The 15,552-nt window shown below is 71.8% G+C and carries 14 protein-coding genes; 4 read left to right on the top strand and 10 right to left on the bottom strand.

The window, feature by feature from the left end:
• Positions 1-103: 103 nt before the first annotated feature.
• Positions 104-451 (top strand): hypothetical protein, encoded by a 348-nt coding sequence (locus ABEG18_RS01780; RefSeq protein ID WP_406856385.1) that lies wholly within the window; start codon positions 104-106, stop codon positions 449-451.
• Positions 452-470: 19 nt separating this feature from the next.
• On the opposite strand, the gene ABEG18_RS01775 is transcribed toward ABEG18_RS01780, so the two are convergent.
• Both ABEG18_RS01775 and ABEG18_RS01770 read right to left on the bottom strand, forming a co-directional pair.
• Positions 471-1,814, bottom strand: a complete 1,344-nt coding sequence (locus ABEG18_RS01775) for an MATE family efflux transporter (protein WP_406856384.1) — start codon at positions 1,812-1,814, stop codon at positions 471-473.
• An 8-nt stretch (positions 1,815-1,822) separates the two neighbouring features.
• Positions 1,823-2,086 (bottom strand): DUF6460 domain-containing protein, encoded by a 264-nt coding sequence (locus tag ABEG18_RS01770; protein WP_406856383.1) that lies wholly within the window; start codon positions 2,084-2,086, stop codon positions 1,823-1,825.
• A 147-nt stretch (positions 2,087-2,233) separates the two neighbouring features.
• On the opposite strand from ABEG18_RS01770, the gene ABEG18_RS01765 reads away from it, so the two are divergent.
• A complete protein-coding gene (locus ABEG18_RS01765; protein ID WP_406858510.1) occupies positions 2,234-3,175 on the top strand; it encodes an alpha/beta hydrolase in 942 nt (313 codons plus the stop codon).
• Between the two features lie 7 nt (positions 3,176-3,182).
• On the opposite strand, the gene ABEG18_RS01760 is transcribed toward ABEG18_RS01765, so the two are convergent.
• Entirely contained in the window at positions 3,183-3,821 is a 639-nt protein-coding gene (locus tag ABEG18_RS01760; RefSeq protein ID WP_406858509.1) for a response regulator, read from the bottom strand.
• Positions 3,822-4,068: 247 nt separating this feature from the next.
• On the opposite strand from ABEG18_RS01760, the gene ABEG18_RS01755 reads away from it, so the two are divergent.
• Positions 4,069-5,454, top strand: a complete 1,386-nt coding sequence (locus ABEG18_RS01755) for a hypothetical protein (RefSeq protein WP_406856382.1) — start codon at positions 4,069-4,071, stop codon at positions 5,452-5,454.
• Between the two features lie 15 nt (positions 5,455-5,469).
• Here the strand turns inward: ABEG18_RS01755 and ABEG18_RS01750 are convergent, their stop codons facing one another.
• The 4 genes from ABEG18_RS01750 to ABEG18_RS01735 all read right to left on the bottom strand — a co-directional run bounded on the left by ABEG18_RS01750 (position 5,470) and on the right by ABEG18_RS01735 (position 9,786).
• Positions 5,470-7,200 (bottom strand): cisplatin damage response ATP-dependent DNA ligase, encoded by a 1,731-nt coding sequence (locus tag ABEG18_RS01750; RefSeq protein WP_406856381.1) that lies wholly within the window; start codon positions 7,198-7,200, stop codon positions 5,470-5,472.
• Complete coding sequence (locus ABEG18_RS01745) at positions 7,197-8,279, bottom strand: ligase-associated DNA damage response exonuclease (RefSeq protein ID WP_406858508.1); 1,083 nt, start codon at positions 8,277-8,279, stop codon at positions 7,197-7,199. The genes ABEG18_RS01750 and ABEG18_RS01745 overlap by 4 nt, the downstream gene beginning before the upstream one ends.
• A 38-nt stretch (positions 8,280-8,317) precedes the next feature.
• The gene (locus ABEG18_RS01740) at positions 8,318-9,376 is read right to left on the bottom strand and encodes a quinone-dependent dihydroorotate dehydrogenase (RefSeq protein ID WP_406858507.1); all 1,059 of its coding nucleotides are present in this window, start codon (positions 9,374-9,376) and stop codon (positions 8,318-8,320) included.
• Between the two features lie 68 nt (positions 9,377-9,444).
• Entirely contained in the window at positions 9,445-9,786 is a 342-nt protein-coding gene (locus ABEG18_RS01735) for a DUF952 domain-containing protein (RefSeq protein WP_406856380.1), read from the bottom strand.
• 156 nt (positions 9,787-9,942) lie between these two features.
• Between ABEG18_RS01735 and ABEG18_RS01730 the strand changes: the two genes are divergently transcribed.
• Positions 9,943-10,584: a helix-turn-helix transcriptional regulator gene (locus ABEG18_RS01730; RefSeq protein ID WP_406856379.1), complete on the top strand. Its 642-nt coding sequence runs from the start codon at positions 9,943-9,945 to the stop codon at positions 10,582-10,584.
• Here ABEG18_RS01730 and ABEG18_RS01725 read toward each other — a convergent pair.
• From ABEG18_RS01725 to ABEG18_RS01715, 3 genes are all read right to left on the bottom strand, one after another.
• Positions 10,565-11,326 (bottom strand): TSUP family transporter, encoded by a 762-nt coding sequence (locus ABEG18_RS01725; RefSeq protein WP_406856378.1) that lies wholly within the window; start codon positions 11,324-11,326, stop codon positions 10,565-10,567. The two genes, ABEG18_RS01730 and ABEG18_RS01725, sit on opposite strands and share 20 nt — an antisense overlap.
• A gap of 3 nt (positions 11,327-11,329) precedes the next feature.
• Positions 11,330-13,048 carry a lysine--tRNA ligase gene (locus ABEG18_RS01720; protein WP_406856377.1) on the bottom strand — a complete coding sequence of 573 codons (1,719 nt, stop codon included), beginning with the start codon at positions 13,046-13,048 and terminating at the stop codon, positions 11,330-11,332.
• A gap of 419 nt (positions 13,049-13,467) precedes the next feature.
• Positions 13,468-15,381, bottom strand: coding sequence for a glycosyltransferase family 2 protein (locus ABEG18_RS01715; RefSeq protein WP_406856376.1), 1,914 nt, complete (start codon positions 15,379-15,381; stop codon positions 13,468-13,470).
• Positions 15,382-15,552 lie beyond the last annotated feature (171 nt).

The raw sequence follows: 15,552 nt of genomic DNA, 5'->3' as shown, positions 1-15,552 counted from the left end.
CGATGAGCAACGGCCCAAGAGTTCCAGAGATCTTCCTCGCAGGCTCCCAGTTCTTCCAAGCGGTTTCGCAGAAGCCGCCTTCATCGTCCCAGGAGACTCCACCATGTCCGACGCCGCCCTTCTCTCGACGCCTGTCCGCAACCGCAGCGCCCGGCTCCGCACCTCCATCGCGGCGGCCCTCGTCGCCCTCACGGTCGGCGGCGCCGCCATCGCCACGTCGACGCCCGCGGCGGCCGGCGGATGGGGCTACTATCATCGTGGCGGCTGGGGCTATGGCGGCGGCGCCGCCGCGGCCGGCATCGTGGGCGGCCTGGCGCTCGGCGCCCTGGCGGCGGCCGCGGCCCAGCCGGCCTATGCGGCCCCGGTCTATGCGGGCGACTGCTACGTGGTCCGCCGGCGCGTGATGACCGACTATGGCTGGCGCGTGGTCCGCCGCACTGTCTGCGATTGATTGACCGGCCGAGCGGACGTCAGGCCGCGAAGGATCGCCGGGCGAGCCGGGGATAGAGGGCCGCCTGCCCCAGTCCCCGGATCGCCAGGAACATCAGGAAGGCGATCCAGAGGCCCGTATTGCTCCACCCCGCCGAGAGCGCCTCAGCCGCGTAGAACGAGCCGAGATACAGCGCCAGCGCAGCGAACATGAGATTGCGCATCGGGACCGTCCAGGTCGCCCCCACATAGACGCCGTCGAACGCGAAGGCGGCGGCCCCGAGCGCGGGCGCCAGGGCCGCATAGGGCAGATAGGCCTTGGCGGCCTCGCGCACGGCCGGGCTCGTCGAGATCAGGTCGATGAAGGCGCCTCCGCCGATCCAGCCTCCGGCGAGGACCAGCGCCCCGACGCCGACGCTGAGCCCCACGGCCGTGCGAACGGCCTTGCGGAAGCCGCGCTCGTCGCGGGCGCCGAGGGCCTGGCCGCAGAGCTGCTCGGCCGCAGTGGCGAACCCGTCCAGGAAATAGCTGCCGAACAGGAAGAGGTTGTACAGCACGGCGTTGGCGGCGAGCGTCACGTCGCCGGCCCGCGCGCCCTGCGCGGTGAAGAACGCGAAGGCGGCCAGCAGCGCGACCGTCCGGATGGCGACGTCGCGGTTGACGGCCACCATCCGGCGCAGCGCCGCGCCGTCGAGCGTCTCGGCCCAGGTGAGCCCCTTCGGGAAAGCGCCGATGCGCCGCAGCGCCCAGAGCCCGCCGAGGAGGCCGGCCGCCTCGGCCAGGAGCGTCGCCCAGGCGGCGCCCTGGACGCCGCCCTGCAGCACGGGAACGAACAGCACCGTGCCGCCGATCTTGGCGAGGTTCAGGCCGACCTGCAGGAGGAGGCCGAGATCCGTCCGGCCACGCCCGATCAGGGAGCCCAGGATGGCGTAGTTGGCCATGGCGAAGGGCCCGGACCAGATGCGGATGCGAATATAGTCGCGCGCCGCCTCGGTGACGGCCGGGCTGGCGTCCATCAGCCGGAACGTCGCCGCCATGATGGGCGCCTGGAGCAGGATGAGCAGGAGGCCGAGGCCCGCCGCCACCGCCAGGGCCCGGGCCAGCGCGCGGGCGACCTCGCGGTCTTCGCCCGCGCCGAAGGCCTGCGCGGTGAGCCCAGCCGTGCTCATGCGCAGCGAGCCGAGCCCCCAGAACAGCATGTCGAACAGCACGGCCCCGATGGCCACCGCCCCGAGCAGATGGACCTCGCCCAGGCGGCCGATCACCGCCGTGTCGACGAGGCCGATCAGCGGCTCGGTGAGATGGGCCAGCATCATCGGCGCGGCGAGCGCGACGATGCGGGCGGCCGACGCGTCGACGGGCCGGCGCGGGGCAGGCGCGTTCACGGCGAGGCTCAGCGGCCGAAGAGCCGCATCAGGAGCCAGACCGGGACGACGATCATCGCCCCATAGACGAAGTAGCGCAGGACCTGGCGGACGGCCCCGAAGCCGAGATCCATGATGCGGTCGAGCAGCTCCTTGGCGCCCCGGAGCAGATCGGGCGGGGTGAGCCCGAACAGCGACAGGAAGGCGCCGACCACGATCGACATGAAGATCAGCTTGAGCAGCACGGATCCGGGGGAGCCGCCCAGGATGCGGGAGAGATCCGTGTTCGCCATGCTGTCCTCCGGCCCGTGCGCGCCGGGCGATTCCATGGCGTCTCTTTAGCATCGATCCGGGCTGAAATCAGGGCCGGCCGGGACTGGACCGCGGGACGCCGGCGCGGTTTCATGGCGGCCCCGTCCTGGAGCCGAGCCCCCGCCATGCTGGTCGACCCCGCAGCCTTCGATCCCGCCCGCGTCGACGCCGAAACGCAGGCGCTCAACGCCGAGATCCTGGCCAAGCTCGCCGGACTGCCGGACCAGTGGTCCGCGCCGCCGGCGGTGGTGCGCGAGCGCCGCAAGCAGGGGCTGGGCGCCTTCCCGGTGCCGCCCGCCAGCGCATGGGCGCGGACCATCGCGATCGAGGGGCCGGGCGGCCCGCTGGAGCTGCGCATCGTCGCGCCGGCCGAGCCCTCGGGGGTCTACCTGCACATCCATGGCGGGGGCTGGGTGTTCGGCACGGCCGACATGCAGGACGACCGGCTGGAGCGGCTGGCCCGCGTCTGCGGGCTCGCCTGCGTCTCCGTCGAGTACCGGCTCGCGCCCGAGGCGCCCTACCCGGCCGCGCCGGACGACTGCGAGGCGGCGGCGTTGTGGCTGGTCCGCGAGGCCAAGGCGCGCTTCGGCACGGACAGGCTTCTCATCGGCGGCGAGTCGGCCGGGGCGCATCTGGCGGCGGTGACGCTAATGCGGCTGCGCGACCGGCACGGTCTGACGCCCTTCCGGGCCGCGAACTTGACGGCCGGGTGCTACGACCTCGCCCTGACCCCCAGCGTGAGGCGGTGGGGAGAGACCAAGCTGATCCTCAACACCCGCGACATCTTCCTGTTCGTGCAGAACTTCCTGCGCCTGAAAGGCGACGTGCGCGACCCGGACGTCTCGCCCCTGCAGGGCGACCTTTCCGGGCTGCCGCCGGCGCTGTTCACGGTGGGGACGCGCGACCCGCTGCTGGACGACACGCTGTTCATGGCGTCGCGCTGGCTTGCGGCCGGCAACCGGGCGGAGCTCGCCGTGTGGCCGGGCGGCGCGCATGTGTTCATCGGCTTTGCGGGCGCGCTGACCGAGCAGGCCCTGGCGCGGGCGGACGCCTTCCTGCAGGCGGCCTGACGGCGCCTCAGTCCACCGTGGCCGGCTGGCCCGCCGCAATCCGGGAGGCGGCGATCACCGCCTGGGTGCGGCTTTCGACGCCGAGCTTCTGCAGGATGGCGGAGACATGCGCCTTGACGGTCGCCTCCGACACGCTGAGCTCATAGGCGATCTGCTTGTTGAGCAGCCCCTCCGACAGCATCATCAGCACCCGCACCTGCTGGGGCGTGAGGCTGCCGAGGCGCTTGACCAGGTCGCTGGTCTCCCGGTCCATCGGGGCGGACATGTCGACGTCGGGCGGCGTGTAGTCGCCGCCGTCCAGCACGGCGCGGATCGCCGCCCGCATGGTCTCCACGTCGACCGTCTTGGGAATGAAGCCCGAGGCGCCGAACTCGATGCAGCGGCGGATGACGCCCCGGTCCTCGTTGCCGGACACCACCACGACCGGGGTCCCGGGGTGCTGGGCGCGCAGATACATCAGGCCGGAGAAGCCCTGGACGCCCGGCATCGTCAGGTCGAGCAGGACGAGGTCGAGGTCCATGCCGCGGCCGAGGCTGTCGGTGACCTCCTCGAAGGTGCCGGCCTCGAGGATCTCGGCCTCGGGCTCGACCCCCGCCACGGCGGTCCTGAGCGCGCCGCGCACGAGCGGATGGTCGTCCGCGATCATGATGCGTGTCTGTGCCGATGCGCTCACAATCCCCTCCCGCGATCGCCCGTTCCGGGCGCTGACCAATTTGTTATGTCCGGTTGACGACCTTCCGTGAATTTCGCAGCCGGAGCAAGTATTTCGGCATAGCGGGTATTGCGGATGCAACCGCCCGGGGGGCTTGTCACGCGCACCCGCCGCCCGCATCGTGCGCCGTGGCGATGGCGGCGGCCATGCAATGCGTGTTTGACGAGCAGGATTCTCGCGGATGATGAGCTCCCGGATCGATTTCATCCGGTTCGCCAGCCTGTCGATGGTGGTGGTCGCGCTGACGGCCGCCGCTATCGCGGTGACCGAGCGCCTGGGGGCGCCGGGCCGGGCGCTCGGGATGGCGGCCGTGGGGATCACGCTCGGCCTGGCCGTCGCGGCGGGCCTGGCCTCCGGGACGATGCGTCTGCCGGCCTTCCTGACGCAGGGGCGGACGCTGCCGGCGGCGGGCGCGAGCCTGGCGACGGCGGCGACGTGGCCCTGGGCGTTTCCGGGGCAATCGCCGGTCGCCGCCGCGGCGGGGCTGCTGCTGGCCGCCTTCCTGCTGGCGCCGGCGCTGCGCCGCTCCGGCGCGCCGACCTGGGCAAGCTTCATCGGGACGCGTTTCGCCAGCCCCCTCGCCCGGGCGCTCGCCGCCGTGGTGGTCGGCGCGGGGTCGTTCGGGCTCGGGACGGCGGCGCTGGCCGCAGCCGCGGGCGTCGTCTCGCGCGTGTTCGGGATGGGCGGCCCGCAGGCCGCCGCCCTCGTGGCCGCCGTGGTCGGGTGCATGACGCTGCCCGGCGGAGCGCGCGGCCAGACGCGCGCCGCCGTGGCGCTCGGGCTCGCGGCCCTGGGGGCGGCCGCCATGCTGTGGTTCGGCCGCCCGGCCGCCTCGCCGGAGCGGTTCGCGGCGGCGCTTTCGCCGCTGATGGGGCCGAACGGCCTGGCGCTGGGCGTCGCCGGAGCGCTCGCCGCGCTGGCCTCCCCGGCGTCGCAGACGATCTGGCCCGGCGTCGAGAAGACCGAGGACTGCCGCATCGCGCTGCTGTGGGCGGCGGTGCTGACCGGCGCGCTCGCCTATGCGGTCTCGCCCGCGGCGACGCCGGCCGACGGCCTGTTCCCGGCCATCGCGGCCGACGTGTTCGCGGCGGCGGTCGCCATGGCGGCGGCCGGGGCGTTCCTGCTGGCCGCCGGGCAGGCGCTGGCCTTCGACCTGCGCGCCCGCGTCGACCGGCGCCGCACGCCGGCGTCCCTGCGCTTCGCCCAGATCCGGCTGGCGTGCCTCGCCATCGTGGCGGCGGCCGGCGTCGCGGCCGCCTTCGCGCCGGGCGTCGCGGCGGCGCAGGCCGGGCCGGCCTCGGCGATCCTGGTGGGGGCGCTGCTGCCGCCGGTCCTGCTCGGGGCCGGATGGGACCGGGCCAACGCCGCCGGCGCCATCGCGTCGCTTTGCGTCGGCCTCGCTGCGTCGCTGGCGCTCGTCGGCGGACGGCTCGGGCCGGAGGGGCTGGGCGACGCCGCGGCCGGACTCTGCGCATGCGCGATCGGGCTGGCGGCCGGCGCGGCCGCGAGCCTGCTCACGCGCCGCTCGCCGCAAGTCCCGCGCCCGCTCCACGACGACATGCTCTGAGGCGCGGCGGGCGCGTCACTCCGGCGGCGCGCCGGGGGCCTCGCCGGCGCGGATCAGCTTCTCCAGCGCCTCGATGCGGTCGGCCTCGGCGGGCGGCTTGTCCCAGCGGATGCGCGACACGCGCGGAAAGCGCATCGCTACGCCGGACTTGTGCCGCGTCGAGCGGTTCAGGCCCTCGAAGGCGATCTCCAGCACGAGGCCCCGGTCGGGCTCGTGCGTGACCTCGCGCACCGGGCCGAAGCGGTTCAGCGTGTTGCGGCGGACGAAACGGTCCAGTTCGGCCAGCTCGGCGTCGGTGAAGCCGAAATAGGCCTTGCCGACCGGCACGAGCTCGTCGCCCGACGCGCCCTCGCGCCAGACCCCGAAGGTGAAGTCCGAGTAGAAGGACGAGCGCTTGCCGTGGCCGCGCTGGGCGTACATCAGCACGGCGTCGACCACGTGCGGGTCGTGCTTCCACTTGTACCAGAGCCCTTTCGGGCGGCCCGGCACATAGGGGCTGTCGGCGCGCTTGATCATGCAGCCCTCGACGGCCGCGGCGTCGACCCCCGCCCCGGCGTTGGCCGGATCGGCGCGGGCGGCCGCCAACTCGTCCCAGCTCGCGAAGCGGATCAGGGGCGAGATGTCGAAGCGCGGATTGCCCAACCCCTCCAGGACGCCCTGCAGGCGCTCGCGGCGGTCGCAGAACGGCAGGGGCCGCAGGTCCTCGCCCGCATGGGTCAGGAGGTCGTAGGCCCGGACATGGGCGGGGAACTCCACCAGCATCCGGGGCGAGACGCTCTGGCGGTTGAGCCGCTGCTGCAGCACGTTGAAGGTCTGCACCCGCCCCTCGCGCAGGATCAGCAACTCGCCGTCGATGGCGCCGTCGAAGTCGATGGCCTCGACGAGGTCCGGAAAGCTCCGGGAGATGTCCTCGCCGGTGCGCGAATAGAGCCGCTGGACCCGGCGCCCGTCGGGGCGCACGCCGCCGACCGCCTGCACCCGGATGCCGTCCCATTTCCATTCGGCCGTCATCTCGGCCGGGTCCAGGCTGTCGAAGTCGGAATCGTCGAGGGGATGCGCCAGCATCGGCGGGCGGAAGGGGGCCGGATCGGTGGCTTCGGGACGCGGCGCCAGTCCCTCGGCCCAGGCGAAGAGCGGCTCATAGGGCGGCTCCAGCCCGTGCCAGACCTCCTCGATGTCGTTGGGCTCGAGAGTCCCCAGGGCGGCGACGGCGCTCTTGGCCAACCTGGCCGAGACGCCGATGCGCAGGCTGCCGGTGATGAGCTTCAGCAGCGCCCAGCGGCCCGTCTCGTCCAGGCCGTCCAGCCAGCGTGTGAGCAGGCCGGGCAGATCGGTCCGGTGGCTCGCCTGGAGGGCCTCGATCACCTCGGCGAGCGAGGGCGGCGGCCGGTTATGGCCGATCGCCAGGCGGACGCCGTCCTCGCGGTCGAGCGCGTCGATCTCGCCGCCGCCGGTCTGGCGATGGCTCTCGCCGGGCGACGGCCAGAGCAGCGCCACGGTCTCGGAGAGGTCGCCCACATAGTCGTAGCTCAGCCCGAACAGCACCGGGTCGGTGCGCTCGGCGATGAGGGCCCGGATGAGGCCCGGCTTGGCGTTGGCGAAGGAGAGCCCGCCCGACAGCGCGGCCAGCGCGAAACCCCGCTCCGGGTCGGGCGTGGTGCGGAAATAATCCGTCATCATCCGCAGCTTGTTGTTGCGGCCGGGCTCGTAGGCGAGACGATCGAGCAGGGCGGCGAATCTGTTCACGAGGACGCCTCCGCGGCCGCCAAGGGCGTCTCGCCCGGCAGCGTCTCGCCCGGCAGTGTCTCGGGCTCCACTTCGCCCTCGTCCCCATAGCCCAGCATGTGCAGCGGCTTGGCCCGGACGCCGCGCGTCACGCACCAGTGGACGAGCGCGTCCTCCTGGCCGTGGGTGACCCACACCTCCGACGCGCCGGTCTCCAGGATGGTGCGGCAGAGGTCGTCCCAGTCGGAGTGGTCGGACACCACGAGGGGCAGCTCCACGCCCTTCTGGCGGGCCCTCGCCCGCACGCGCATCCAGCCGGACGCGAAGGCCGTGACGGGATCCGGGAACTTGCGCGCCCAGAGGTCCTGGGTGGCGCTCGGAGGGCAGATCACGATGGCGCCGCCGAGCTTGGGCCGGTCCGCCGCCTGCACCTTGCGGACCTCGCCCAGCGGCACGCCGTGCGCGATATAGAATTCCGTGAGGCGCTCCATGGCGCCGTGGACGTAGATGGGCTCGTCGTAGCCGGCCTCGCGGATCAGCGCCATCAGGCGCTGGGCCTTCCCGAGCGCATAGGCGCCGACGATGTGGGCGCGCTCGGGAAACAGCCGCACGGAGGCGAGGAGCTTGCCGACCTCGTCGCGCGTGTCCGGATGCCGGAACACGGGCAGGCCGAAGGTCGCCTCGGTGATGAAGACGTCGCAGGGCACGACCTCGAAAGGGGCGCAGGTGGGATCTGGCGCGCGCTTGTAGTCGCCCGAGACCACGATGCGCAGCCCGCCGCATTCGAGCGCGATCTGGGCGGAGCCGAGCACATGGCCCGCGGGGTGATAGGTCACGCCGACGCCGTTCAGGTCGATGCGCTCGCCGAGCCTCGCCGCCTGCGTGGCGTCGGCGAAGTCGGGGCCGTAGCGCACCGCCATGATGCCGAGCGTCTCCGGGGTCGCCAGCACCCGGCCGTGGCCCGCCCGCGCATGGTCCGAATGGCCGTGCGTGATCAGCGCGCGAGCCACCGGGCGGACGGGATCGATATGGACATCGGCCTGGGGGCAATAGAGGCCGGACGGCGTGAGCGTCAGGAGATCCGAGGGGCGCATGCCGATTACATAGGTCGCCCGGCCCGATCCGGCGAGGCGCGCCCTCAGGCCGGCAGGCCCTCCACGGGACGGCGGACGGCCTCGGCCGCGCCCCGGCCCACCACGGAAGCCAGGCTTTCGAGCCGCTCGGCGGCGAGGCGGTCGCGCAGGCCGTCGAGGATCTCGCCGACCAGCGCCGGACCCTTGAAGACCAGGGCGGAGTAGAGCTGGACCAGCGTCGCCCCGGCCTCGACCTTGGCCCAGGCGGCGGCGGCGGAGTCGACCCCGCCCACGCCGACGAGAGGGAAGGCGCCCTCCGCGCGCTGGTAGGCTTCGGCGAGCATGCGGGTCGACAGCGGGAACAACGGCCGCCCGGAGAGGCCGCCCTGCTCGGCGGCCGTCCGGCGGTCCCGCAGGGTCGAGGGACGCCCGATGGTGGTGTTGGAGACGATGAGCCCGTCCACGCCCCGGCGGCGGGCCACGGCCACGACGGAGTCAAGATCGCTCAAGGCGAGGTCCGGGGCGATCTTCAGCAGCACCGGCTTGCGGCCCGCCCGGGGGGCGAGGCCGTCGCGGCGGTCGAGGACCCGGGCGAGCAGGTCGTCCAGCGCGCTCTCCTGCTGCAGGTCGCGCAGGCCGGGGGTGTTGGGCGACGAGACGTTGACGGTGAAGTAGGTCGCCACCTCGGCGAAGGCCTCGATCCCGGCGACGTAATCGGCGGCCCGATCGACCGCATCCTTGTTGGCCCCGATATTGACGCCGAGCACGCCGGGACGCCCGGCGCGCGCCTTCAGCCGGACCAGCGCGGCGGCGTGGCCCTGATTGTTGAAGCCGAGGCGGTTGACGACGCCCTCGTCGTCCATCAGCCGGAAGATGCGCGGCCGTGGATTGCCGGACTGCGGCCGCGGCGTGAGCGTGCCGACCTCGGCGAAGCCGAAGCCCAGGCCCAGCATCGCGTCCGGGACCTCGGCGTTCTTGTCGAAGCCCGCGGCCACGCCGAGCGGGTTGGGAAAGCGCAGGCCGAAGGCCTCGACGGCCAGCCGCGCGTCCTGGACCGGCGCGGGACAGGGCGGCAGCGCCGCGAGCGCCCGAATGGTGAGGCCATGGGCGGCCTCCGCGTCCATCCTCTGGAGCAGCGGCAGCGCCAGGGCTCCGAGCGGGCCGGCGAGGCGGGACGACAGCAGGCGCGCGATCACCGGACATGCTCCGGAAAGTGGTGCGCGCCGTCCGACCCGATCGGCAGGGGATCGACGGACCGGGCGGCCGCGGTCGGGGCCGGCGCATAAAGATGCGGGAAGAGATCGCCGCCGCGCGAGGGCTCCCATTTCAAGGCCGCGCCGAGATCGTCCGCCTCGAAGGCGACGATCAGCAGGTCCGGCTGGCCGGCGAAGTGCTTGCGCGCCGTCTCGCGCGCCTGCGCGGCGGTGGAGAAATGGATGTAGCCGTCGGCGAGATCGACCGGCGCGCCCGCGAAAGCGCCGGCGGCCTCGGCGGCCCGCCAGAGCGGGGCGGGCACGATCTTGTAAATGAGCATCTCGATCCCCTCGTTTGTCGCGGTCTTACGGGGGGCGGTCGATCCGATCAACGTTTCTGGCCTGCATCCCCCTACAGGATGATTGCATTCGGCATTCGGTGGGATTAATTCCATATGCACGGACGATGATCCTCCTCGCCTTGCGGGACCGATCCCATGACCACTCGGCTTTCTCATTCGCAGGTCTGGGGCGCCATCGACGCGCTCGCGGCCAAGTACGACCTGTCGGCCTCGGGCCTCGCCAGGAAAGCCGGCCTCGACCCCACCACCTTCAACAAATCCAAGCGGACCTCGCCCGACGGGCGCGACCGATGGCCCTCCACGGAGTCCATCGCCAAGGTGCTGGACGCCACCAACGCCAGCCTCGACGAGTTCATGGCGCTGATTATCCCCAAGGAGGCGCACTACAAGAGCCGCTCGCTGCCGTTGCTGGGCTTCGCCCAGGCCGGAGCCGGCGGCTTCTTCGACGACGGGGGCTTCCCGGTCGGCGAAGGCTGGGACGAGGTGGATTTCCCCGACCTGCCGGAAGGCAACGTCTATGCGCTCGAGGTGACGGGCGACTCGATGCTGCCGCTCTACCGCGACGGCGACGTCATCATCTGCTCGCCCACGGCGTCGGTGCGGCGGGGAGACCGGGTGGTGGTGAAGACCACCGGCGGCGAGGTGATGGTGAAGGAGCTGAAGCGCAAGACCGCCAAGTCGGTCGAGCTCGCCTCGCTCAATCCCGATCACGCCGAGCGCGTGGTGCAGGCCTCCGACATCGTCTGGATGGCGCGCATCATGTGGGCGAGCCAGTAACCAGCAGCCAGAGCCCGCGCGCGACGTAAGTGAGGCTGACGGAGCGGATGATGATCCGGCTCCAACGCCGGAAACCCGCGTCGCTCATCCGGTGCAGCACGAAGGCGGCCATCGAGGTGCCTGCGAAGGCGGTCAGCACCGCGCCGACGTAGATCCACCAGGGCAGGCTCTCGTCCATCAGATGGGCGAAGGAGCCGAAATAGGCGACCCGCAGCAGGTGCGCCACCATCTGGGTGGCCGCCTTGGTGGCCACGATGGTCTTGCGGTCCAGCGTGCTGTTCTGGAAAAAGATGTCCAGCACGTTGCCGGCCGCGCCCGCCAGCAGTTGCAACACCATGATGATCGCGCCGCAATAGACCGGCGCGCCGCGCCGCGTGATGTCGAGCCGCAGGCTGTGCGGCAGCATGTCGGCCAGGAAGGGCAGCAGACCCAGCCCCAGATAGATCGTCGCCTTGTCGGGCACGAAGGCGATGACCTTCATCAGCGCGAAGGCCGCGACCGAGCCGATCAGGTAGCCGGCGAAGATCGGCCACTGCACGAAGCGGCGCCACAGGAAGGCGCGCCAGCCGTTGGAGGCCATCTGGGTCGTGCCGAACAGCACCATCGCGGGCGCGACGTCCAGGACGAGCAGCAGCACGCCGAGCAGGATCATCCCGCCCGCCATCCCGAAGATGCCGGACAGGAACGACGTGACCAGCACCGAGCCGGCCAGGACGGCGATGAGCGCCGGCCCGAACGCCACGGGTCAGACCGCCTTGCGCGAGGCCAGGAAGGCGTCGTGCTCGCGGATGAGGTCGCCCGACAGGCCCTTGGCGATGAGGGCGCGCGTCTCCGCGACGCCATAAAGGGCGGCGAAGGACCCGAAGCGCGGCCCGCGCTCCGCGCCGAGCAGGACCTGGTAGAGCGTCGAGAACCACTGCTGGGACACGCCGGGGCGCCCGTCCGGGCTCTTCGACTTGCCGCTCGTGTCGGGGAAGTGCCGGCGGCCGACCTCGTAGACGGCGAACTGGATCGCGTCCCCGTCGGTCGAGCCCTCGAACTCGGCCAGGGCCGTCGAGAGGTCCTCCAGGGCCGCGCGCTCGGCCTCGGTGGGCTCGCGGTAGACCTTGGCCGGGCGCACGAAATCGCGGAAATAGGCGACCGCGTAGCGCACCAGCTTGTCCAGGCGCGGGTTCGCCTGGGGCGAGGCGCCCGGCGCATAGCGGCGCAGGAAGCCCCACAGCACCGCCGGGTCCTCCGAATTGGCGACGGCCACCAGGTTGAGCAGCATGCCGAAGGTCACAGTCGTGGCGGCCGCGTTCGCGTCGGCGCTGTGGATTGCCTCGGGCGGCGGCGGGGCGCCGCCATGGATGTGCCAGACCGGATTGGCGACCTGCTCGCGCAGGCCCTGCTTCTGATAGCGTTCCAGGAAGCCGATATAGTCGTCCACGGCGCGCGGGATCACGTCGAAGAACAGCCGCTTCGCCTCGCGGGGCTTCTGGAACATGAACAGCGACAGGCTCTCCGGGCTGGCGTAGGCGAGCCAGTCGTCGATGGTCAGGCCGTTGCCCTTGGACTTGGAGATCTTCTGGCCCTTTTCGTCCAGGAAGAGCTCGTAGTTGAAGCCCTCCGGCGGCTCGGCCCCCAGCGCGCGGGCGATCTCGCCCGACAGCTTGACGCTGTCGATGAGGTCCTTGCCGGCCATCTCGTAGTCGACGCCGAGCGCGACCCAGCGCATGGCCCAGTCCGGCTTCCACTGCAGCTTGCAGGCGCCGCCCAGCACGGAGGTCTCGAAGCGCTCGCCGCTGTCGGGATCGCGCCAGACCACGGTGGCGGCGTCGCGGTTCACCTCTTCTATCGGGACCTGCATCACCAGCCCGGTCCGGGGGTGCAGCGGCAGAAAGGGCGAGTAGCTCTGGGCGCGCTCCTGCCGCAGAGAGGGCAGCATGATGGCCATCACCTCGTCGAAGCGCTCCAGCATCAGGCGCAGCGTCGCGTCGAAGCGGCCGGACTTGTAGCACTCGGTCGCCGACATGAACTCGTAGTCGAAGCCGAAGGCGTCCAGGAAGGCGCGCAGGCGGGCGTTGTTGTGCTCGCCGAAGCTCGGGTGAATGCCGAACGGGTCCGGCACCTGGGTCAGCGGCTTGCCGAGATGAGCGGCCAGCATCTCCCGGTTCGGGACGTTGTCCGGAACCTTGCGCAGGCCGTCCATGTCGTCCGAGAAGGCGACGAGCCGGGTCGGGATCCGGTCCTCGGTGAGGATGCGGAAGGCGTGGCGGACCATGGTGGTGCGCGCCACCTCGCCGAAGGTGCCGATATGCGGCAGGCCCGACGGGCCGTAGCCGGTCTCGAACAGCGCCTCCGTCTTGCCGGTGCGCTTGAGGCGCTCGACGAGCTTGCGCGCCTCCTCGAACGGCCATGCGGGCGCGCCGCGCGCGGCGTCCAGGAGGGTGAGCGGCTGGTCGGCGGAGAGCGAGGCGGACATGGTCTGGGCTTTCGGCGGTCGCTACGGCCGGCGTCGCGACGGCCGATGCCGCCGGATTCAGCCCCGTTGAGCGCGGCGGACCATAGAAACACGCGCCCGCAGGGTCAATGCGCATGCGGGCGGGACCGGCGCATGCGGGCGGCTCGTCGGGCCTTTCGCAATCCTTGTGAAAACTGGATGAAAAATTGATGAAATTTCAACCGCCTCCGTAAAGTTAACATAACCCTACGACTGCAACCGGGCGTCGACGCCATGGTTGTCGCCGACTATCGTTTCAATGTTCGACAAAGGAGGCCGTTTTGACGCCTGACAGACGATTGAACCTGAAATACATCGTTGGATGCATTTACTTCGCCATGGAAGAACTGGACACCATGGCGGAACACGAGGCGGCGCGGCTTCTGGAAAGCGCGGCGCGGTCACTGATCGCGAAGGAGCAGTTGACGGCGAAGGACGACCTGCGGCGTGGCCCGAGGACCGAGCGCAGGCCGAACTGACGCGGGCCGGACCGAAGCGATCGCCGGGGCCGCGTTGCGCGGGCTCGAGGCAGGCTTCGGCGCGGGCTTCGGGGCGGCGAGCCCATGGGTCGTCTTGTTCCAGCGCTGCGGCGCCCAGATCAACTCCCAGGCGGCGCGCCAGGCCGCGGCGGACCACAGGGCGTAGTAAAGCGGGAGAACCAAAAGGTCCGCCACGCCCATGCGCAGGCCCTCGCGGCGAGCGCCGGTCAGCATCGGCCAGACGAGCGCGAGCGCGCCGCCGGCCAGCACCACGCCTGACAGCGAGGCCAGGATCGCATCCACCGGCGAAGACGGCGCCCACAGGCTTCCGTCCAGGATTCGCGCCAGGGTCACCGCCATGAAGAACGGCTGGCCGAGCGCGGCGAGCACCACCCCCAGCGTATGCGCCAGGACGACGACGCGGTCGAAGGCGGGGAACCGGCCCCGGCCCCAGACTGCGCGTCCATGCACCAGCGTGGCCTGCATCCAGCCCTTCAGCCAGCGGGAGCGCTGGCTCATCCAGGCCCTCACGGTCAGGACCGCCTCCTCGCGCGTCGATGAATTCAGCGTGCGCACCCCATAGCCCAGCCGCGCCAGCCGCAGCCCGAGATCGGCGTCCTCGGCGACGTTCCAGGCGTCCCAGCCCAGGACTTTTCTCAGGACCGAGACGCGGAAGTGGTTGGACGTGCCGCCGAGCGGGATCGGCGCGCCCATGCGCGAATAGCCGGGCAGGACGACGTGAAAGAGCGCGGCGTATTCGAAGGCGAAAAGGCGCGGCAGCCAGCCGGCGTCGCCATTGTGGATGGAGAGCCGCGCCTGCAGGCAGGCGAGCCGCGGGCCGGACCGGGCGAACGCCGACGCGGCCAGCCTGAGTTGGCCCGGATTCGGCACGTCCTCGGCGTCATAGACGACGAGCAGGTCGCCGCGCGCGCTCTTCAGGCCGATATTGAGGGCGCGCGGCTTCGTGCGGGGGCGCCCGGGAGGGCACACCACCACGTCGACATGGTCCGGCAGGCTCAGGTCCCGCGCGGCCGCGAGGGTCTCCTCGTCGTCGGCTTCCACCAGCAGCTTGATGTCCAGCTTGCGCTTGGGATAATCGAGCGCGTCCAGCGCCCGGACGAGCTGCGGCAGCACGCCCCCCTCCCGGAGCAGCGGCGCCAGGATCGTGTAGACGGGCAGTTGGGCGTCCGGCAGGAGCGGCGGGTCGGCTTCCGCCCGGCTCTCCAGGCAGGCGGCCAGCCTGAGGGCCACCACGAAGGCGAAGAGCAGGTTGAAGGCGCCGAACAGCAGCGCGCCCGCCAGCAAGGGCTCTCCGGCGACGGCGATGGACGCGGCCCCGACGGCGGCGAGCCCGCACAGGCCCTCCGCGCGGGTGAACCCGTCGCGGACGGACATCGCCGGCCAGGCGTCCGGCAGCCGGTTCGCGGCCTCGCGGGCGAGCGCCGCATCCATGGAGCGCCGGATCGCGGCCGCGACCTGTGAGGGCGTCGACACGCCCGCGCCCGCGAGGGCCCAGCCCGATCCCGGCCGGACGGAGGACGCCAGGGCGTCGAGGGCCGCGCCGCGCGGCGCGAGCGCGAAGCGCGGGCCCGATCCCGGCGCGAGCGGCACGGCCGAAGCGTCCGGCGGCGGCGCGCGCAGCGTCCGCGCCAGCCGAAGCGGCCCGGAGATGAAGGGCGCGCCGAGATGCCTGGCCAGGGCCCGGTAGACGTTCTCCTCGGCGAGGAGGCCCCGCTCGACCACGATGTCGGCCACGTCGCGCCCGGTGCGCGCCGCCGCGTCGACGGCGGACAGCAATTCGCCCGGCGAAACGCCGGCTTCGGCGAGGAACGACATGGCTCGAGGCAGGACGCGGCTGACCGCGTCCGTTCCCGGGCCCGAAAAGGACCCTGGCGCGTTCATTACGATTTCCGTTCGTCAATCAATAGGCGATAATCGTAAGAGACTAGATCAGTTCTGACGCGTTGTTGAGATGAAAACTGAGAACACCCTCATTTTACAACCACA

The sequence above is a fragment of the Alsobacter sp. KACC 23698 genome (genome assembly GCF_045348435.1).
In the GTDB taxonomy this organism is placed as follows: Bacteria; Pseudomonadota; Alphaproteobacteria; order Rhizobiales; family Beijerinckiaceae; genus Alsobacter.
Note: the sequence above shows the minus strand (reverse complement) of the source record. Positions and strands in the feature narration are given on the sequence as shown.

Excerpts from the sequence above, each read along its gene's own strand:
- ABEG18_RS01770 (WP_406856383.1), bottom strand. The coding sequence starts at position 2,086 with ATGGCGAACACGGATCTCTCCCGCATCCTGGGCGGCTCCCCCGGATCC.
- ABEG18_RS01755 (WP_406856382.1), top strand. The coding sequence starts at position 4,069 with ATGATGAGCTCCCGGATCGATTTCATCCGGTTCGCCAGCCTGTCGATG.
- ABEG18_RS01720 (WP_406856377.1), bottom strand. The coding sequence starts at position 13,048 with ATGTCCGCCTCGCTCTCCGCCGACCAGCCGCTCACCCTCCTGGACGCC.
- ABEG18_RS01760 (WP_406858509.1), bottom strand. The coding sequence starts at position 3,821 with ATGATCGCGGACGACCATCCGCTCGTGCGCGGCGCGCTCAGGACCGCC.
- ABEG18_RS01735 (WP_406856380.1), bottom strand. The coding sequence starts at position 9,786 with ATGCTCATTTACAAGATCGTGCCCGCCCCGCTCTGGCGGGCCGCCGAG.
- ABEG18_RS01730 (WP_406856379.1), top strand. The coding sequence starts at position 9,943 with ATGACCACTCGGCTTTCTCATTCGCAGGTCTGGGGCGCCATCGACGCG.
- ABEG18_RS01740 (WP_406858507.1), bottom strand. The coding sequence starts at position 9,376 with ATGGACGCGGAGGCCGCCCATGGCCTCACCATTCGGGCGCTCGCGGCG.
- ABEG18_RS01780 (WP_406856385.1), top strand. The coding sequence starts at position 104 with ATGTCCGACGCCGCCCTTCTCTCGACGCCTGTCCGCAACCGCAGCGCC.
- ABEG18_RS01715 (WP_406856376.1), bottom strand. The coding sequence starts at position 15,381 with ATGTCGTTCCTCGCCGAAGCCGGCGTTTCGCCGGGCGAATTGCTGTCC.